The 14,509-nt window shown below is 67.6% G+C and carries 16 protein-coding genes; 9 read left to right on the top strand and 7 right to left on the bottom strand.

Features of this window, described 5'->3' with window-relative positions; all coding sequences use genetic code 11:
* Nucleotides 1-30 precede the first annotated feature (30 nt).
* Nucleotides 31-156 carry a type B 50S ribosomal protein L36 gene (ykgO, locus tag G539_RS0119555; RefSeq protein WP_029076697.1) on the bottom strand — a complete coding sequence of 42 codons (126 nt, stop codon included), beginning with the start codon at nucleotides 154-156 and terminating at the stop codon, nucleotides 31-33.
* A 219-nt stretch (nucleotides 157-375) separates the two neighbouring features.
* Here ykgO and G539_RS27630 point away from each other — a divergent pair, with 219 nt between their 5' ends.
* Complete coding sequence (locus tag G539_RS27630; RefSeq protein WP_245576909.1) at nucleotides 376-564, top strand: stress-induced protein; 189 nt, start codon at nucleotides 376-378, stop codon at nucleotides 562-564.
* A 110-nt stretch (nucleotides 565-674) separates the two neighbouring features.
* Here G539_RS27630 and G539_RS0119565 read toward each other — a convergent pair whose 3' ends face one another.
* Nucleotides 675-1,133, bottom strand: a complete 459-nt coding sequence (locus G539_RS0119565) for an Lrp/AsnC family transcriptional regulator (protein WP_029076698.1) — start codon at nucleotides 1,131-1,133, stop codon at nucleotides 675-677.
* Nucleotides 1,134-1,293: 160 nt separating this feature from the next.
* On the opposite strand from G539_RS0119565, the gene G539_RS0119570 reads away from it, so the two are divergent.
* Nucleotides 1,294-2,559, top strand: a complete 1,266-nt coding sequence (locus G539_RS0119570; protein WP_029076699.1) for a D-amino acid dehydrogenase — start codon at nucleotides 1,294-1,296, stop codon at nucleotides 2,557-2,559.
* Nucleotides 2,560-2,653: 94 nt separating this feature from the next.
* Here the strand turns inward: G539_RS0119570 and G539_RS0119575 are convergent, their stop codons facing one another.
* Nucleotides 2,654-2,896, bottom strand: a complete 243-nt coding sequence (locus G539_RS0119575) for a hypothetical protein (protein WP_029076700.1) — start codon at nucleotides 2,894-2,896, stop codon at nucleotides 2,654-2,656.
* A gap of 308 nt (nucleotides 2,897-3,204) precedes the next feature.
* Nucleotides 3,205-3,798, bottom strand: a complete 594-nt coding sequence (locus G539_RS0119580) for a helix-turn-helix domain-containing protein (protein ID WP_169516672.1) — start codon at nucleotides 3,796-3,798, stop codon at nucleotides 3,205-3,207.
* Nucleotides 3,799-4,057: 259 nt separating this feature from the next.
* Here G539_RS0119580 and G539_RS0119585 point away from each other — a divergent pair, with 259 nt between their 5' ends.
* The 7 genes from G539_RS0119585 (at nucleotide 4,058) to argE (ending at nucleotide 11,039) form a co-directional block, all read left to right on the top strand.
* Nucleotides 4,058-5,635 carry an ABC transporter substrate-binding protein gene (locus G539_RS0119585; protein WP_156912050.1) on the top strand — a complete coding sequence of 526 codons (1,578 nt, stop codon included), beginning with the start codon at nucleotides 4,058-4,060 and terminating at the stop codon, nucleotides 5,633-5,635.
* A 70-nt stretch (nucleotides 5,636-5,705) separates the two neighbouring features.
* The gene (locus tag G539_RS0119590) at nucleotides 5,706-6,659 is read left to right on the top strand and encodes an ABC transporter permease (RefSeq protein ID WP_029076703.1); all 954 of its coding nucleotides are present in this window, start codon (nucleotides 5,706-5,708) and stop codon (nucleotides 6,657-6,659) included.
* Nucleotides 6,659-7,492, top strand: a complete 834-nt coding sequence (locus G539_RS0119595; RefSeq protein WP_029076704.1) for an ABC transporter permease — start codon at nucleotides 6,659-6,661, stop codon at nucleotides 7,490-7,492. The genes G539_RS0119590 and G539_RS0119595 overlap by 1 nt, the downstream gene beginning before the upstream one ends.
* Before the next feature lie 5 nt (nucleotides 7,493-7,497).
* Nucleotides 7,498-8,328: an ABC transporter ATP-binding protein gene (locus tag G539_RS0119600; RefSeq protein WP_029076705.1), complete on the top strand. Its 831-nt coding sequence runs from the start codon at nucleotides 7,498-7,500 to the stop codon at nucleotides 8,326-8,328.
* Nucleotides 8,325-9,125 (top strand): ATP-binding cassette domain-containing protein, encoded by an 801-nt coding sequence (locus G539_RS25545; RefSeq protein ID WP_035832095.1) that lies wholly within the window; start codon nucleotides 8,325-8,327, stop codon nucleotides 9,123-9,125. The genes G539_RS0119600 and G539_RS25545 overlap by 4 nt, the downstream gene beginning before the upstream one ends.
* Nucleotides 9,122-9,859 carry a DUF1028 domain-containing protein gene (locus tag G539_RS0119610; protein WP_029076706.1) on the top strand — a complete coding sequence of 246 codons (738 nt, stop codon included), beginning with the start codon at nucleotides 9,122-9,124 and terminating at the stop codon, nucleotides 9,857-9,859. Before G539_RS25545 ends, G539_RS0119610 begins: the two co-directional genes overlap by 4 nt.
* 31 nt (nucleotides 9,860-9,890) lie before the next feature.
* A complete protein-coding gene (gene argE / locus G539_RS0119615; protein WP_029076707.1) occupies nucleotides 9,891-11,039 on the top strand; it encodes an acetylornithine deacetylase in 1,149 nt (382 codons plus the stop codon).
* Between the two features lie 18 nt (nucleotides 11,040-11,057).
* Here the strand turns inward: argE and G539_RS0119620 are convergent, their stop codons facing one another.
* Genes G539_RS0119620 through G539_RS0119630 form a run of 3 tightly spaced genes read right to left on the bottom strand, consistent with a single transcriptional unit; the run spans nucleotide 11,058 to nucleotide 14,496 of the window.
* Nucleotides 11,058-12,032 (bottom strand): ABC transporter permease, encoded by a 975-nt coding sequence (locus G539_RS0119620; RefSeq protein ID WP_029076708.1) that lies wholly within the window; start codon nucleotides 12,030-12,032, stop codon nucleotides 11,058-11,060.
* A complete protein-coding gene (locus tag G539_RS0119625; protein WP_084640087.1) occupies nucleotides 12,029-12,997 on the bottom strand; it encodes an ABC transporter permease in 969 nt (322 codons plus the stop codon). The genes G539_RS0119620 and G539_RS0119625 overlap by 4 nt, the downstream gene beginning before the upstream one ends.
* Entirely contained in the window at nucleotides 12,994-14,496 is a 1,503-nt protein-coding gene (locus tag G539_RS0119630) for a sugar ABC transporter ATP-binding protein (RefSeq protein ID WP_210162831.1), read from the bottom strand. Before G539_RS0119630 ends, G539_RS0119625 begins: the two co-directional genes overlap by 4 nt.
* Nucleotides 14,497-14,509 lie beyond the last annotated feature (13 nt).

Here is a 14,509-nt window from a genome sequence, read left to right on the forward strand (position 1 = left end):
ATCCAGCCGGCGCGCGACGCGCGCCCTTCATCAGCCCTGACGGGCCTTGAAGCGCGGATTGACCTTGTTGATGATGAAAACACGGCCCTTGCGGCGAACGAGCCGGTTGGCACGATGGCGCCCGAGAAGGGACTTGAGCGAGTTCTTGATCTTCATGGCGCGACGCTCACGAAAGGGTTCCGGGAACGAAACGAGCGCCCAAGGCGCCCGCTCGAAAATTCGGGCGGACCATATGCAGCGAGCCCTCGTCTGTCAACACGAGCGCTCCAGAATCCCGTGACGGAGGCCCGTCGCCTCGCGTTATCCGGCAAAGTTCGGAACGATTGGCCGGAACGCGGGTTCTTACACCGGACGGGGTTCATTGGAGTGAGCGACATGCCCAACAAAGACCAGCGCGGTGGATCCGGAAACTCCGTAAACGACCCGAAACGGGCCTCCGAAATGGGCAAGAAGGGCGGCGAGCCGTCCGGCCAGCGCCAGCAGAGCCAGGCGTCCGAGAGGTCGCCGCAGCAAGGCTCGCAGCACAAGAATCGCGACATGCCGCCCAAGGGCGGCCAGCGCTGAGCGACGGCTGCACGATTCCTATCCTGAACCCGCCCGACAGGGCGGGTTCTTTCTTGGGGGGCGCCCCGGAACCCCGATTCTCGACCGTGGCGGAGAATCGATTCCCATTCCTATCCGGGCCGGCGCGCCGACAGCACATTGCGGATGGCGAAGCTCGAATGGATGCGGGCGACGCCAGGCAGCGCCGACAGGATCTCCTTGTGCACGCGCTCGAACCCCGCCGCCGTCTCGACCTCGACGCGCAGGAAATAGTCCGACCCGCCGGTCATCAGGAAGCATTCGCGGATCTCGGGATGCTTGCGCACCGCGGCCTCGAATCGATTGAGATAGTCCTCGGTCTGCCGCTCCAGCGTGATCTGCACGATGACGGCGATCCCCTCCCCCGCCGCGCCCGTGGCGACGAGGGCGGTGTAGCCCCGGATGACGCCGCTTTCCTCGAGGATCTTCACCCGCCTGAGGCAGGCCGAGGGCGACAGGCCGACCGCCTCGGCGAGCCTGGCGTTGCTGACCCGCGCATCCAGGCGAAGCTGGCGGATGATGTTGCGGTCGATGGCGTCGAGCCCGGACATGCAGCTTCCTTCATAACGTGCGCAGGAAATTTCGAAATCGAGCCATCTATCGCACGATCTTGCGCGAATAGCTCGAACGTTCGCAGGATGGCGCAATATGATGGAGGCAGACATCTGGGCGACGCGCGGCGGCACGGGCCGAGCGCGGACGGGGACGACCATGAAGATCACCATTCTCGGCGCCGGCGTCATCGGCGTGACGTCCGCATACTATCTGGCCAAGGCCGGGCACGAAGTGACGGTCCTCGACCGCCAGCCCGGTCCTGCGCTGGAGACCAGCTTCGCCAATGCCGGCGAGATTTCACCCGGCTATTCCTCGCCTTGGGCCGCACCCGGCATCCCGCAGAAGGCGGCGAAGTGGGTGTTCATGAAATATGCGCCGCTGATCATCCAGCCGATGCTCGACGCCGACACCTGGCGCTGGGTGATGGCGATGCTCGGCAACTGCACCTCGGCCCGCTACGCCACCAACAAGAGCCGCATGGTGCGGATCGCCGAATATTCGCGCGAATGCCTGATCGAGCTGCGGGCCGAGACCGGCATCGCCTATGACGGCCGCGAACAGGGCACGCTGCAATTGTTCCGGACGCAGAAGCAGCTCGACGGCATCGGCAAGGACGTCGACGTGCTCAGGAGGGACGGCGTGCCCTTCGAGGTGCTGGACCCGTCCGGCTGCGTCGCCGCCGAGCCCGGCCTCGCCCATGTCCGCGACAAGATCGTCGGCGGCCTGCGCCTGCCGCATGACGAGACCGGCGACTGCTTCAAGTTCACCAATGCACTGGCGAAGCTGGCGGAGGCGCTCGGCGTCACCTTCCGCTATGGCACCGACATCCTCGGCCTGCGCACCGAGGGGACGCGCGTGGCGGCGGTGCGGACCTCGGCAGGAGAGATCGCGAGCGACGTCGTCATTGCCGCCATGGGCAGCTTCACGCCGCGGCTGCTGAAGCCGCTCGGCCTCGACGTGCCGGTCTATCCGGTCAAGGGCTACTCGATCACCGTGCCGATCGTCGACGAGGCGCGCGCACCCGTTTCGACGATCATGGACGAGACCTACAAGATCGCCATCACGCGGCTTGGCGACCGCATCCGCGTCGGCGGCATGGCGGAGATCGCCGGCTTCAACCGCGACCTGCCGCCCGCCCGCAAGGCGACGCTGGTCTATTCCGTCGAGGATCTGTTCGGCGGCGCCGGCGACCAGTCGCAGGCCAGCTTCTGGTGCGGTCTCCGCCCGATGACGCCGGACGGCACGCCGGTGATCGGCCCGACCCGCTTCGACAACCTCTTTCTGAACACCGGCCACGGCACGCTGGGCTGGACGATGGCCTGCGGCTCCGGCCGGCTGATTGCCGACCTGGTCGACGGCAAGCGCACGGCGATCCGGTCGGACGATCTGGGCCTTGCTCGCTATCAGGGCCGCGCCACCTGACACACGATGAAGGGCGGCCGGGATGACTCGGCCGCCCTTGCATCGCCGCGGGACGGGCCACGCGCCCCTGGCGCGCGACCTCGAGGCTCGGGAGCTAGTAGCTCGTGCCGCCCGAGGAAGAGCCCTGCGGCGCCATGGTCTCATGCGGCTTCGGGGTGGCGTGGTGGGCCGTCGGCTCGCACCGCCAGACATGCTTGCCCTTCTCCATCACCCGCGTCGCCTGCGTGCCGGCCTTGCAGCTTAGGCCGTGCGTGCTGGCGGCCGACGCCGGGACGCCCGCCGTCAAGGCGGCGAAGGTCATCGCCGTTGCGGTCGCGAGAGCGAATTTGCTGTTCATGATCATCCTCCAGTTTCGCCGGAGTGCGCACGCCGGGGCGTGAATCCCTCCGACCCGCTCAATCAACTGGAGCACGGTCGCGGGAAGACAAACGCCGCACCGCAGAGCCGAGGTTACAGGCGACCCCGAGCCGGCACGGCCCGGCCGGTCCGGCCTCGGCGCCGGCCCGACGCGGCCCGCAATTGCCAAGCCGTTGCAGCAGGTTGCAGGGCGCGGCGAACGCCCGACCGCCGCGCCGGTCCCGCGTGGAGGCTCCGGATGTCCGCCCGGTTAAATTTTGGACATCTTCGGCAGGCTCTTCCGCCGCCTCAATAGGGCGGCGAGTTGACCCAGACGATGCGGGCCACCACCGTGCCGATATTGCTGTAGCTGTGCGGCAGCGACGACTGGAAGAAGAACGAGCTGCCGGCGCCGATGACGACGGCATGGCCGTCGACGACCAGCTCGATCGTGCCCTCGATGACGTAGCCGACCTCCTCGCCGACATGGCGAAGGACGCCGTTCGAACCGCCGCCCGGCGGCACGACATGCACGTTGGCGTTGAGCGTCCGACCCTCGGCATAGGGGATCATCCGCTCGAAGCTCGCGAGCGGCGGGCCGGAGCCACGGCGCTCGAGCGCGAGGACCGGGCGCTCGCCATTGCGATAGACGGTGAGCGGCGCCTTGGCCGTGTCGCTGAACAAGGCCTGCACGGGCGTGCCGAGCGCCTCCGCCAGACGGTGCAGCAGGTGCAACGACGGGTCGGCGCGATCGTTCTCAACCTTGGAGAGCATGCTTTCGGAGCAGCCCAGCTCGAGCGCAAGATCCTTCAGGCGCAATCCCTTGAGCCGGCGAAGATGGCGCAGCTGCGCCCCGAGCGATGGCGCATCCGCATCGCTGCCGGCATCCGTGGCCTTGTCCATATCACGCATCAAAGAGCTTACATTCTCGGCGGCTGTTGAATGATCTTGTAGCGCAACCCCCGCCGCGAAAACAGCGCCTGAATGCCCGGAAATTCGGCTGAGCATGACCAGCATTTGCCCTTGACCGGCGTGATGACTTTCCTGACATTCAAGTGTATTCAACTTTTCCGTCAGTCGTGCCGAGGGGGCGCGGATGACACTCCGCGCCTGCCACATCGCAGCGCGGACAGCGTTCGATTGCAGGGGAGATCGATCCATCATGACAGTTCATCGGCGCATGACGGTCAGCCGTCGTTTCATCCTGAAGGCCAGCGTCGCGGCGGCTGCCGTGATGGCCGTCGGCCTGCCGTTCGGCATGGCTCCGGCATTCGCCGAGGAGCCCGTCCGCGGCGGCGTGCTGAAGCTCGCCTTCTCGGCCGACCCGGCCGGCTTCGACCCGGCGCGCGGCCCGAGCGGCATGTCGCATGTGGTGATCGAGCAGGTCTATTCGACGCTGATGTCGCTCGATCCCGACGCCAAGCCCTATCCCGACCTCGCCACCGGCTATGAGGTCTCGGAAGACGGCAAGACCTACACCTTCAAGCTGCGCGAAGGCGTCAAATTCCACAATGGCGACCCGGTCACCGCCGAGGACGTCAAGTTCACCTTCGACCGCCTGCGCGCGCCCGACAGCGGCTATTCCTACGCCTCGCAGGTCGAGACGATCGAATCGATCGACGTCGTCGATCCGCTCACGGTCCGCTTCAACCTTTCGAAGCCGACCGGCCCGTTCCTGATCTACATGGCCTTCCCGGGCTCCTCGATCGTGCCGAAGAAGCTGGTCGAGAGCGGCCACGACCTGAACTCGCAGCCGGTCGGCAGCGGCCCGTTCAAGTTCGTGTCCTACACGCCGCGCTCGATGGTCAATTTCGAGCGCAACGCGGACTTCTACGAAGAGGGCAAGCCCTATTTCGACGCGATCGAGATGCATCTGATCGCCGACGTGACGGCGCTGACCAACGCGCTGATCTCCGGCACGGTGAACTTCTCGAACGAGATCCCGGCCAAGGACTGGGCGACGATCTCGGCCACGCCTGGCCTCGTCGGCCAGACGCTGGAAGGCTCGCGCTACTACTGGCTGCTGCCGAACAACACGACGGCGCCGCTCGACAATCCGAAGGTCCGCCAGGCCATCGCGCATGCGATCGACCGCCAGGCGATCACCGCCGGCACCTTCTTCGGCCAGGCGACGCCGATCCTCGGCGGCGTCATTCCGGAGTGGAACTGGGCCTATGCCGACCTGAAGGAATTCACGCCGGCCGCCAATCCCGAGAAGGCCAAGGCGCTGCTCGCCGAGGCCGGCTTCCCGGACGGCTTCGAGACCTCGCTCACCATGGCCTCCTCCTTCCCGGCCATGGTCGCGATGGCGCCGATCATCCAGGCGAACCTCGCCGCCGTCGGCATCAAGGCCAAGATCACGACCATGGAAATCCCGCGCTACTGGGATGAGGTCTGGGGTCCGAGCAAGTTCGACATGACGGCGATGTACTGGGTCAGCCCGCTCGCCGATCCGGACGATTTCGTCACCAGCAACTATTCCTGCAACACCGGCATCAACGTCCAGAAGAGCTGTTCGGACCCGATGACGGCGATCCTCGACGAGGCCAAGTCGGGCACGACGGAGGAAGCCCGCAAGGCCTCCTACAAGCGCCAGCAGGAATTGTCGCTCGAAGAGATGCCGATCGTGCCGCTGGTCAATGCGTGGATCCTGACCGCGCACACCGATCAGCTGAAAAACTACAAGCCGATGCGCACCGGCTTCCTGAAGACCATCAAGGACGCCTGGCTGGCTCCCTGATCCTTTCAGAGCCCGCCGTCCGGAATCGATCCGACGGCGGGCTTCCTCTTTTCCAGGTCGCTCCCTCTCCATGATCAGGCTCGTTCTGACCAGGCTGTCCGGCTTCGTGCTGACCTTGTTCGCGGCGTCCGTCGTGCTGTTCGTCACGATCAACGTCCTGCCCGGTTCCGCCGCCAAGTCCGCGCTCGGCATCCACGCCACCGCCCAGGCCATCCAGCGCTTCGAGGCGCAGCACGGCCTCGACCGTCCGCTCGTCGTCCAATACGGCGAATGGCTCGGCCGGACGCTGCGGGGCGATTTCGGCACGTCGTTCCAGAACGGAGTCGCCGTCGGCCCCGAGCTCTTGAAGCGGCTGCCGGTCACGCTGGAACTGGCCATCTTCGCCTTCATCATCGCCAACCTGATCGCCATCCCGCTCGGCGCCTGGGCGGCGCGCCGGCACCAGAAGGGTGCCGACCGCTCCATCACCTTCCTGGCGACGATCCTCGGCGCGATCCCGAATTTCTGGCTGGCGACGCTGCTGGTCCTTGTCTTCACGCTGACGCTGCGCTGGCTGCCGCCGGGTGGCTTCACGCCCTTCACCGTCAATCCGGTGATGAACTTGAAGCAGATGATCATGCCGGCACTGTCGCTCGGCATCGTCTCGTCGGCGCTGCTGATCCGCATCATGCGCGCCTCGATGCTCGAGGTGCTGTCGACCGACTATGTCCGCACGGCCGAGGCCAAGGGCGCCAACAGCCGGACGATCGTGTTCCGCCATTCGATGCGCAACGCCTTCATTCCCTATCTGAACGTCGCCGCCGTCGAGTTCGGCTTCCTGTTCGGCAGCGTCGTCGTCATCGAGGACATCTTCCTGCTGCCGGGCGTCGGCTCCTTCGTGCTGGTCGGCATCATCAACCGCGACTATCCGGTGCTGCTCGCGGGCGCGCTCGCCATCACCCTCTTCGTGCTGACGCTGAACCTGCTGGTCGACCTGATCGCCAGCCTGCTCGACCCGCGCCAGGTCAAGGCGAGGAATTCATGATGGCCGCGACTGCAGGCTTCGATTTCCGCCGCTGGCGGCTGGTTCTCCTCGGCGGCTTCTTCGTCGGCGTCATCCTCTTCGCGGCGATCTTCGCGCCGTGGGTCGCCCCCTATTCGCCGCTCGAGCTCGACGTCACGCAGATGCTGCAGGGGCCGAGCGCCGCGCACTGGCTCGGCACCGACGAGCTCGGCCGCGACGTGCTCTCGCGCGCCATCTACGCCGCGCGCGTTTCGATGCAGGTAGCGCTGCTCGCCGTCAGCGTCGGCCTCGTCGGCGGCACGCTGATCGGCATGACGGCCGCCTATTTCGGCGGCATCGTCGAGCAGGTGCTGATGCGGGCGATGGACCTCCTGTTCTCGTTCCCGGCCATCCTGCTCGCCGTCGTGCTGATGGCGAGCCTCGGCACCAGCGTGCTGAACGCGATGATCGCGATCGGCATCGTCTTCATCCCCGGCTTCTCGCGGCTCGCCCGCGCCTCGACGCAGGCCGTGCTGCGCCAGCAATATATCGAGGCGGCGCGTTCGATCGGCATGAGCGACGCGCGCATCATCTTCCGCGAGATCCTGCCCAACATCATGGCGCCGCTGATGGTCGAGGCGGCCGTCGCCTTCGCCTATGCGGTGCTGCTTGAATCCGCCCTCTCCTTCCTCGGCCTCGGCGCGCAGCCGCCGGATCCCTCCTGGGGCAACATGCTGAGCACGGGCCGCGGCTTCATGGCCCAGGCGCCCTGGCTCTCGATCGTCCCCGGCATGGCGATGTTCATCTGCGTGCTCGGCTTCAACCTGCTCGGCGACGGCCTGCGCGACGTCACCGATCCGCATATGAGGGAGTGACCGACATGGACATCCGCTCCCGCGCCGTCGAAGACGGGCGCCCCACCCTTTCGATCCGCGACCTGACGGTCGATTTCCCGAAGCGTAGCGGCTCGTTCCGGGCGGTCGACGGCGTATCGCTCGATGTCTGGCCCGGCGAGATCGTCGGCGTCATCGGCGAATCCGGCTCCGGCAAGACGATGACGGCGCTCTCGACGCTGCGCATGCTGCCGAAGCGCGCCATCGTTTCCGGCTCGATCGAGCTCGGCCAGCGCCGCATCCTCGACCTTTCGCCGGCCGAGATGCGCAAGCTTCGTGGCGACCGGCTGTCGTTCATCCCGCAGGACGCCATGCGGGCGTTGAACCCGACCATGCGGATCGGCCGCCAGGTCGGCGAACCCTTGGTGCTGCACCGGAACCTCTCCTTCAAGACCGCCATATCCCGCGCCGTGGATCTACTCCGGGCCGTGCATGTGCGCGAGCCGGAGCGCCGCGTCGCCGACTATCCGCACGGCTTTTCCGGCGGCATGCAGCAGCGCGCCATGATTGCCATGGGCCTCGCGCTCGAGCCGGAACTGATCATCGCCGACGAGCCGACCACGGCGCTCGACGTCACGGTGCAGGCGCAGGTGCTGAAGCTGCTCAAGGAGATCCGCGACCGCGAGAAGACGTCGATCCTGTTCATCACCCACGATCTCGGCGTCGTCGCGGAACTCTGCGACTGGGTCTATGTGATGTATCGCGGCAAGGTGGTCGAGCAGGGCTCGGTCGAGCGCATCTTCACGGAACCGCGCGAGGATTACACCCGCATGCTGCTGGCCGCGACGCCGACTCTGTTCCCGAAGGTGGCGTCATGAACGACACGGTGATCCAGGTTGCCGGCGTGACGAAATCCTTCGTGCGCGGCGTCAACGCGGTCGACGACGTGACCCTGTCGGTCGCGCGCGGCGAGACGCTCGGCATCGTCGGCGAATCGGGCTCCGGCAAGTCGACCCTGCTCCGGATGATCCTGCGCCTGATGCGACCGAGCGCCGGCACGATCACGCTGGACGGCGGCGACGTCTGGGCCGCCCATGGGCGCGACCTCAAAGCCGTCCGCCGGCAGATGCAGGCCGTGTTCCAGGACCCCGCCTCGTCGTTCAACCCGCGCCAGAGCATCGGCACGATCCTCTCGGCGCCGCTCGAGGTGCACGGCATCGGCGACCGCGCCTCGCGTGCAAAGCTGATCGGCGAGACGCTGGAGCGCGTCGGGCTGCCGGCCGCGACCGTCTCGCGCTTCCCGCATCAGCTTTCCGGCGGCCAGCGCCAGCGCGTCGCCATCGCGCGGGCCGTCATCATGCGCCCCGCCGTGGTGCTCGCCGACGAGCCGACCTCGGCGCTCGACGTCTCCGTGCAGGCGCAGGTCCTGAAGCTCTTCCGCGAGATCAAGGACGAGCTCGGCCTGACCTCGGTCTTCGTCAGCCACAACCTCGCGGTGATCCGCGAGGTCAGCGACCGCGTCGCCGTGATGCGGCATGGCAAGCTGATCGAGATCGGCACGGCCGAGCGCGTCTTCAACTCTCCCGAAAGCGACTATACACGGGCGCTGATCGACGCCGTGCCCGACCCCTTCCGCCGCTTCCGCGCGCCCGTTGAACTGGAATCCGGATCATGATCGAGCTGAACACCTTCTCCATCTCCGCCCGCTGCCCGCGCACCGGCATGCTCGGCGTCGCCGTCTCGACCGCGGTGCCGGCGGTCGGCGGCATCTGCATCTTCGCCGATGCCGGCGTCGGCGCGATCGCCACCCAGTCCTGGGTCAATCCCTATCTCGGCATCGATGGGCTGGAACTGCTGCGCAAGGGCATGTCGGCGCCGGAAGCGCTCGCCAAGCTGATCGCCGAGGATCCCGGCCAGTCGGTGCGCCAGCTCGGCATCGTCGACAACCAGGGCCGCACCGCCGCCCACACCGGCAGCGACTGCGTCGACTGGGCCGGCCACATCGAGGGCGACGGCTTCACCGTGCAGGGCAACATGCTGGTCGGCGCGGCGACGATAGACGCCATGGCCGAGGCTGCCGCCCGCAGCGCCGATTTCGACCTGCACGAACGGCTGATGCTGGTGCTCGAGGCCGGCCAGGCGGCCGGCGGCGACAAGCGCGGCAAGCAGTCGGCGGCGCTCAAGGTGTTCAAGAAGGAATCCTTCGCCTGGCTCGACATCCGCGTCGACGAGCACCGCAACCCCGTCGCCGAACTCCGCCGCGTCTTCGAGGTCGCCAAGCACCAGCTGCTGCCCTTCATCGACGGCATGCCGTCGCGCGAGGATCCGATCGGCGGCATCCCCGCGCCCGTCACTGCCATGCTGCTGACGCCGCCGCCCTACCGGCCCGGCGGCAGCGGCGGCGCGTGATCGCCTGGATGCAGCCTGAATAGTGAAGAGCATGACCAAGACCCAGACCACCCGCGAGATCCTCGCCGATCTCGTCGGCTTCGACACCACCAGCGCCCGCTCCAATCTCGCTTTGATCGAGCATGTCCGCGCCTATCTCGCCGGCCATGGCGTGACGGCCGAGATCTTTCCGTCGGAGGATGGCACCAAGGCCAGCCTGTGGGCGACCATCGGCCCGGCCGGTCCCGGCGGCATCATCCTGTCCGGCCACACCGACTGCGTCCCCGTCGAGGGCCAGGCCTGGTCGAGCGATCCCTTCACGCTCACCGAACGCGACGGCCGCCTCTACGGCCGCGGCGCCTGCGACATGAAGGGCTTCGACGCCGCCGCGCTGGCGATCGTGCCGGAGCTCGTCGCGGCGAAGCTGGAACGCCCCGTCCACATCGCCCTTTCCTATGACGAGGAAGTCGGCTGCACCGGCGTGCGCGGGATGATCGCCGCCCTTTCCGCGCGCGGCGAGAAGCCGGCGGCCTGCCTGGTCGGCGAGCCGACCAGCATGCAGGTCGTCGTCGGCCACAAGGGCGGCCGCGGCTATCGCTGCCACGTGACCGGGCAGGAAGCGCATTCGAGCCTGGCGCCGCGCGCCGTCAACGCGATCGAGTACGCGGCCGAGCTGATCGTCTATATCCGCGATCTCGCCGGCGAGCTGGCGATTGGTCCGCGCGACGACGAATATGACGTCGTCCACACCACGATCTCGACCGGCCTGATCTCGGGCGGCACCGCCGTCAACATCGTGCCGAACGCGTGCTCTTTCACCTTCGAATACCGCAATCTGATCGAGGTCGATCCCGACACGGTCATCGATCGGATCCGCGATTTCGCCGAGACCAAGCTGCTGCCGGAGATGCGCAGCCGCGCCCCACAGGCGAACATCACCTTCGAGCAGTTCTACGACTACCCGGCGCTGGCCATCGACCCGTCGCATCCGCTGGTGACGCGCCTGAAGGGCGTCGTCGGCCATAACGGCCACGGCAAGGTCGCCTATGGCACCGAGGCCGGGCTGTTCCAGCGCGACCTCGGCGTGCCGACGGTGGTCTGCGGCCCCGGTTCGATCGACATGGCGCACAAGCCGGACGAATACGTCGCGATCGAGCAGCTCGACCGCTGCGACGCGATGCTCCGCAAGCTGCTGCTCTGACGAAGGACCGGCGCGCCGTCAGCGGCGCGCCGCCTCGCGACCCGAGAGAAGCAACAAGACCAGGATCAGCGTTCCGAACAGGATGCTGCGCCAGCCGGGCGAGGCGTTCACCACCGTGATCAGCGCGGTGATCGTGACGAGCAGGATGGCACCCGGGATCGAGCCGGCATAGGTGCCGAGACCGCCGAGGATCGAGGTTCCGCCGAGCACGACGGCGGCGATCGAGGCGAGCAGGTACGGGTCGCCGATGCCGACATAGCCCTGGCCGTTCATGCCGAGCACGATGATGCCTGCGAGGCCGGCCATGAAGCCGCTGATGCCGTAGACGGCCATCGTCGTCGTCGCGATCGGTACGCCGGAAAGCTTGGCGGCAAGCGGCCCCGCGCCCATGGCGAACAGCCGCGCGCCGAACGGCGTCGCGTGCATCACCACCAGCACGACGACCGAAACCACGACCCAGACCAGGATGCCGGCCGGCACCCCGAACGGCCTGGCATTGCCGACCCAGCTGACCAGCGGATTGGAGGCGGTGACGGCGCTGCCGCCGGCGATGATGATCAAAAGGCCCTGCAGGAAGGTCGCCATGGCGAGCGTCATGATCATCGGATGCACGCGGAGCAACGCCACGCCGAGCCCGTTGACGAGACCGATCACCGTCGTCATGGCGAGCACCGCGAGGATCGGGGTCAGTCCGGTCGGGTCGGCGTCTATCGCGAACAGCGGCAGGCCGACGGCGGCAACCGTGACGATCGCCGCGACCGAGAGGTCGATGCCGCCGGCGATGACGACGAAGGTCTGGCCCGCCGCGACGATGCCGATCACGGCGGCGAGCTCGACCAGATAGCGCAGATGCCCATAGGCGCCGAAGCCGCGCGAGACGAAGCTCGCCACGATCCAGACCAGCGCCACGATGGCGAAGGTCAGGAAGGGACGACTGGTGACGATGGTCCGGATGCGGGACCTGGACAGGATTCCGGCGTCGCTGATGCTCATTTCGCCCTCATGCGGAACTGGGGAAGCGCGACGGCGCCGATGATGATCAGGCCCTGGGCGACATATTGCGCGACAGGCGTGAAGCCGAGGAAGAACATGACCGAGATCATCAGGCTGAGCAGCAGGCTGCCGGCGAGCGCGCCGCGCATGGTGCCCTGCCCTCCGAGGAAGCCGATGCCGCCGAGCACGGCCGCGGCGATCGAGTTCAGCGTGAAGGAATTGCCGATGATCGGATCGCCGGAGCCGGTCTGCGCCGCCACGAACAGGCCGGCGCCGGTGCAGAGCAGCCCGCTGATCGCGTAGGCCGCGATGCGCGCCGCGTCGACCGGAACGCCGGAACGATAGGCGCCGACCGGATGCTCGCCGGCGGCATAGAGGCTGAGGCCAAGCGGCGTCGCCAGATAGAGCTTCCAGGCGAGCACGATGACGACGAGGACGCCGAAGGCGGCCGGCGTGTTGCCGGCGAGCGAGTTGGAGAGCCAGTCGGGAATGGCGCCGCCCGGACGTGGCAGCACGAGCAGCGCAGCACCGGCGATGATGAACGAGCCTGCCAAGGTCACGACGATCGCCGGCAGGCGCAGCTTGACGACGATCAGCCCGGTCGCCGCGCCGATGCCGAGGCCGACGACACAGACGAGTAGCGTGCCGCCGGTGACGCCGAGCGGGCCCGTCATGGTAGTGGCGGCAACAACCGCGCCGAGGCTGACCAGCGCGCCGATGGCAAGGCTGATACCGCCGGTCAGCATCAGGATCGCCTGCGCCATGGCGACCAGCGCGAGCGGGAACCAGCTCTGGGTGAACTTGGCGAAGCCCGTCGCGGTGAACAGGCCCGGGAAGAGGACGCCATAGGCGACGAGGAAGGCGAGCACGACCAGGAACAGGCTGCGCACGCCGATGTTGCGCTTGCGCTGGATGGCGAGATAGAGCGCGGTCCCGCTCTGGGAAGCCAGTGACGTATCGCTCATGCAGCTTCCCTTTCGCGTTCCGCGCCCATGGCGGCGGCGACGATCGCCTCCTCGCTCAGTTCGCCATGATCGAGGACAGTGGCGATCTTCCCCTCGCGCACGACGGCGACGCGATCGCAGAGATGCACGAGTTCCGGCGTATCCGAGCTGAGCAGGATCACCGCCTTGCCCGAAGCCGCGAAGCCGCTCAGCATGTTGTAAATCTCGCGCTTGGTCTCGACGTCGACGCCGCGCGTCGGGTCGTTCAGGAGCAGCACCGACGGATCGTGCGGCATCCACTTCGCCAGCGCGACCTTCTGCTGGTTGCCGCCCGAGAGCGCCTGGGCGGCACGGCCGAGATCGCCCTTGATGGCGAATTGCGTGGCAAGCCGCATCGCGGTCTCGCGCTCGGCCGAACGGCTGCGCAGCTTCAACGCCGGCATGCGGGCAAAGGCCGGCAGCATCAGATTGGTGATGATCGGATGGATCAGGTGCAGGCCTTCGCGCTTGCGGTCGGCCGGCACATAGGCGAGCCCGCGCCGGTTGGCGTCGGGCACGTTGGCCGGCAGGCCCGGCGCGCCGTTCACCGTCGCCGAAGCCACCTTGGCGGGGATCGCGCCATAGAGCCCGAGCAGCAGGTCTTCCTGTCCCTGCCCGACCAGCCCGCCGATGCCGAGCACCTCGCCGGCCTTGATGTCGAGCGCGACATCCTGCATCGCGCCGGCCGAGAAGCCGGATATCGCGATCGCCGTGTCGGCCGTGCGCGTGCTGGTCCAGTGCGGGAACAGGTCACCGGGATCGCGCCCGACCATCAGGCGGACAAGGCCGGCGGCGTTGACGCCCTCGAGCGAACGGTCGGCGGTGCAGGTGCCGTCCTTCAGCACGGTGACGTGCTGGCACAGCCGCATCACCTCCTCGAGCCGGTGCGAGATGTAGAGGATGGCGACGCCCTCGGCGCGCAGCCGCTCCAGCAGGCCGGTCAGGATACGCGTCTCGGTCGCCGACAGCGAAGAGGTCGGCTCGTCGAGGATCAGCACGCGGGGCTTGCGATAGAGCGCCTTGGCGATCTCGACCATCTGCCGCCGGCCGAGCGACAGATCGCCGACCGGCGTCGCCAGCGGCTCGTGCAGGCCGACCAGATCACAGGCGGCCCCGGCGCGCGCGGCGAGCGCGCCATAGTCGACGAGGCCGTGCCGGCGCGGATAGGCGCCGAGGCCGATATTCTCGGCGATCGACAGCGAACTGGTCAGGCTCAGTTCCTGCTGCACGACGGCAATGCCCGCGCGCCGCGCCTCGGAAGGGCTGTGGTGGCCGACGGCCTGGCCGTCGATCTCGATGGTGCCGCTGTCCGGACGCAAGGCGCCGGACAGCAGGTTGATGAGGGTGGACTTGCCCGCCCCGTTCTCGCCGAGAAGCGCATGCACGCGCCCCGGCATCAGTTCGATGGAGACGGACCGCAGCACCGGATTGCCGAAGAAGCCCTTCGACACCCCGCGCGCGGCGAGAATGGGGGCGGACATCGTCACGACAACG

The sequence above is a fragment of the Kaistia adipata DSM 17808 genome, from assembly GCF_000423225.1.
GTDB lineage: Bacteria > Pseudomonadota > Alphaproteobacteria > Rhizobiales > Kaistiaceae > Kaistia > Kaistia adipata.

What these genes read in the sequence shown, in the direction of transcription:
- ykgO (WP_029076697.1), bottom strand. Translation starts at nt 156, where the DNA reads ATGAAGATCAAGAACTCGCTCAAGTCCCTTCTCGGGCGCCATCGTGCC.
- G539_RS27630 (WP_245576909.1), top strand. Translation starts at nt 376, where the DNA reads ATGCCCAACAAAGACCAGCGCGGTGGATCCGGAAACTCCGTAAACGAC.
- G539_RS0119565 (WP_029076698.1), bottom strand. Translation starts at nt 1,133, where the DNA reads ATGTCCGGGCTCGACGCCATCGACCGCAACATCATCCGCCAGCTTCGC.
- G539_RS0119570 (WP_029076699.1), top strand. Translation starts at nt 1,294, where the DNA reads ATGAAGATCACCATTCTCGGCGCCGGCGTCATCGGCGTGACGTCCGCA.
- G539_RS0119575 (WP_029076700.1), bottom strand. Translation starts at nt 2,896, where the DNA reads ATGAACAGCAAATTCGCTCTCGCGACCGCAACGGCGATGACCTTCGCC.
- G539_RS0119580 (WP_169516672.1), bottom strand. Translation starts at nt 3,798, where the DNA reads ATGGACAAGGCCACGGATGCCGGCAGCGATGCGGATGCGCCATCGCTC.
- G539_RS0119585 (WP_156912050.1), top strand. Translation starts at nt 4,058, where the DNA reads ATGACAGTTCATCGGCGCATGACGGTCAGCCGTCGTTTCATCCTGAAG.
- G539_RS0119590 (WP_029076703.1), top strand. Translation starts at nt 5,706, where the DNA reads ATGATCAGGCTCGTTCTGACCAGGCTGTCCGGCTTCGTGCTGACCTTG.
- G539_RS0119595 (WP_029076704.1), top strand. Translation starts at nt 6,659, where the DNA reads ATGGCCGCGACTGCAGGCTTCGATTTCCGCCGCTGGCGGCTGGTTCTC.
- G539_RS0119600 (WP_029076705.1), top strand. Translation starts at nt 7,498, where the DNA reads ATGGACATCCGCTCCCGCGCCGTCGAAGACGGGCGCCCCACCCTTTCG.
- G539_RS25545 (WP_035832095.1), top strand. Translation starts at nt 8,325, where the DNA reads ATGAACGACACGGTGATCCAGGTTGCCGGCGTGACGAAATCCTTCGTG.
- G539_RS0119610 (WP_029076706.1), top strand. Translation starts at nt 9,122, where the DNA reads ATGATCGAGCTGAACACCTTCTCCATCTCCGCCCGCTGCCCGCGCACC.
- argE (WP_029076707.1), top strand. Translation starts at nt 9,891, where the DNA reads ATGACCAAGACCCAGACCACCCGCGAGATCCTCGCCGATCTCGTCGGC.
- G539_RS0119620 (WP_029076708.1), bottom strand. Translation starts at nt 12,032, where the DNA reads ATGAGCATCAGCGACGCCGGAATCCTGTCCAGGTCCCGCATCCGGACC.
- G539_RS0119625 (WP_084640087.1), bottom strand. Translation starts at nt 12,997, where the DNA reads ATGAGCGATACGTCACTGGCTTCCCAGAGCGGGACCGCGCTCTATCTC.
- G539_RS0119630 (WP_210162831.1), bottom strand. Translation starts at nt 14,496, where the DNA reads ATGTCCGCCCCCATTCTCGCCGCGCGCGGGGTGTCGAAGGGCTTCTTC.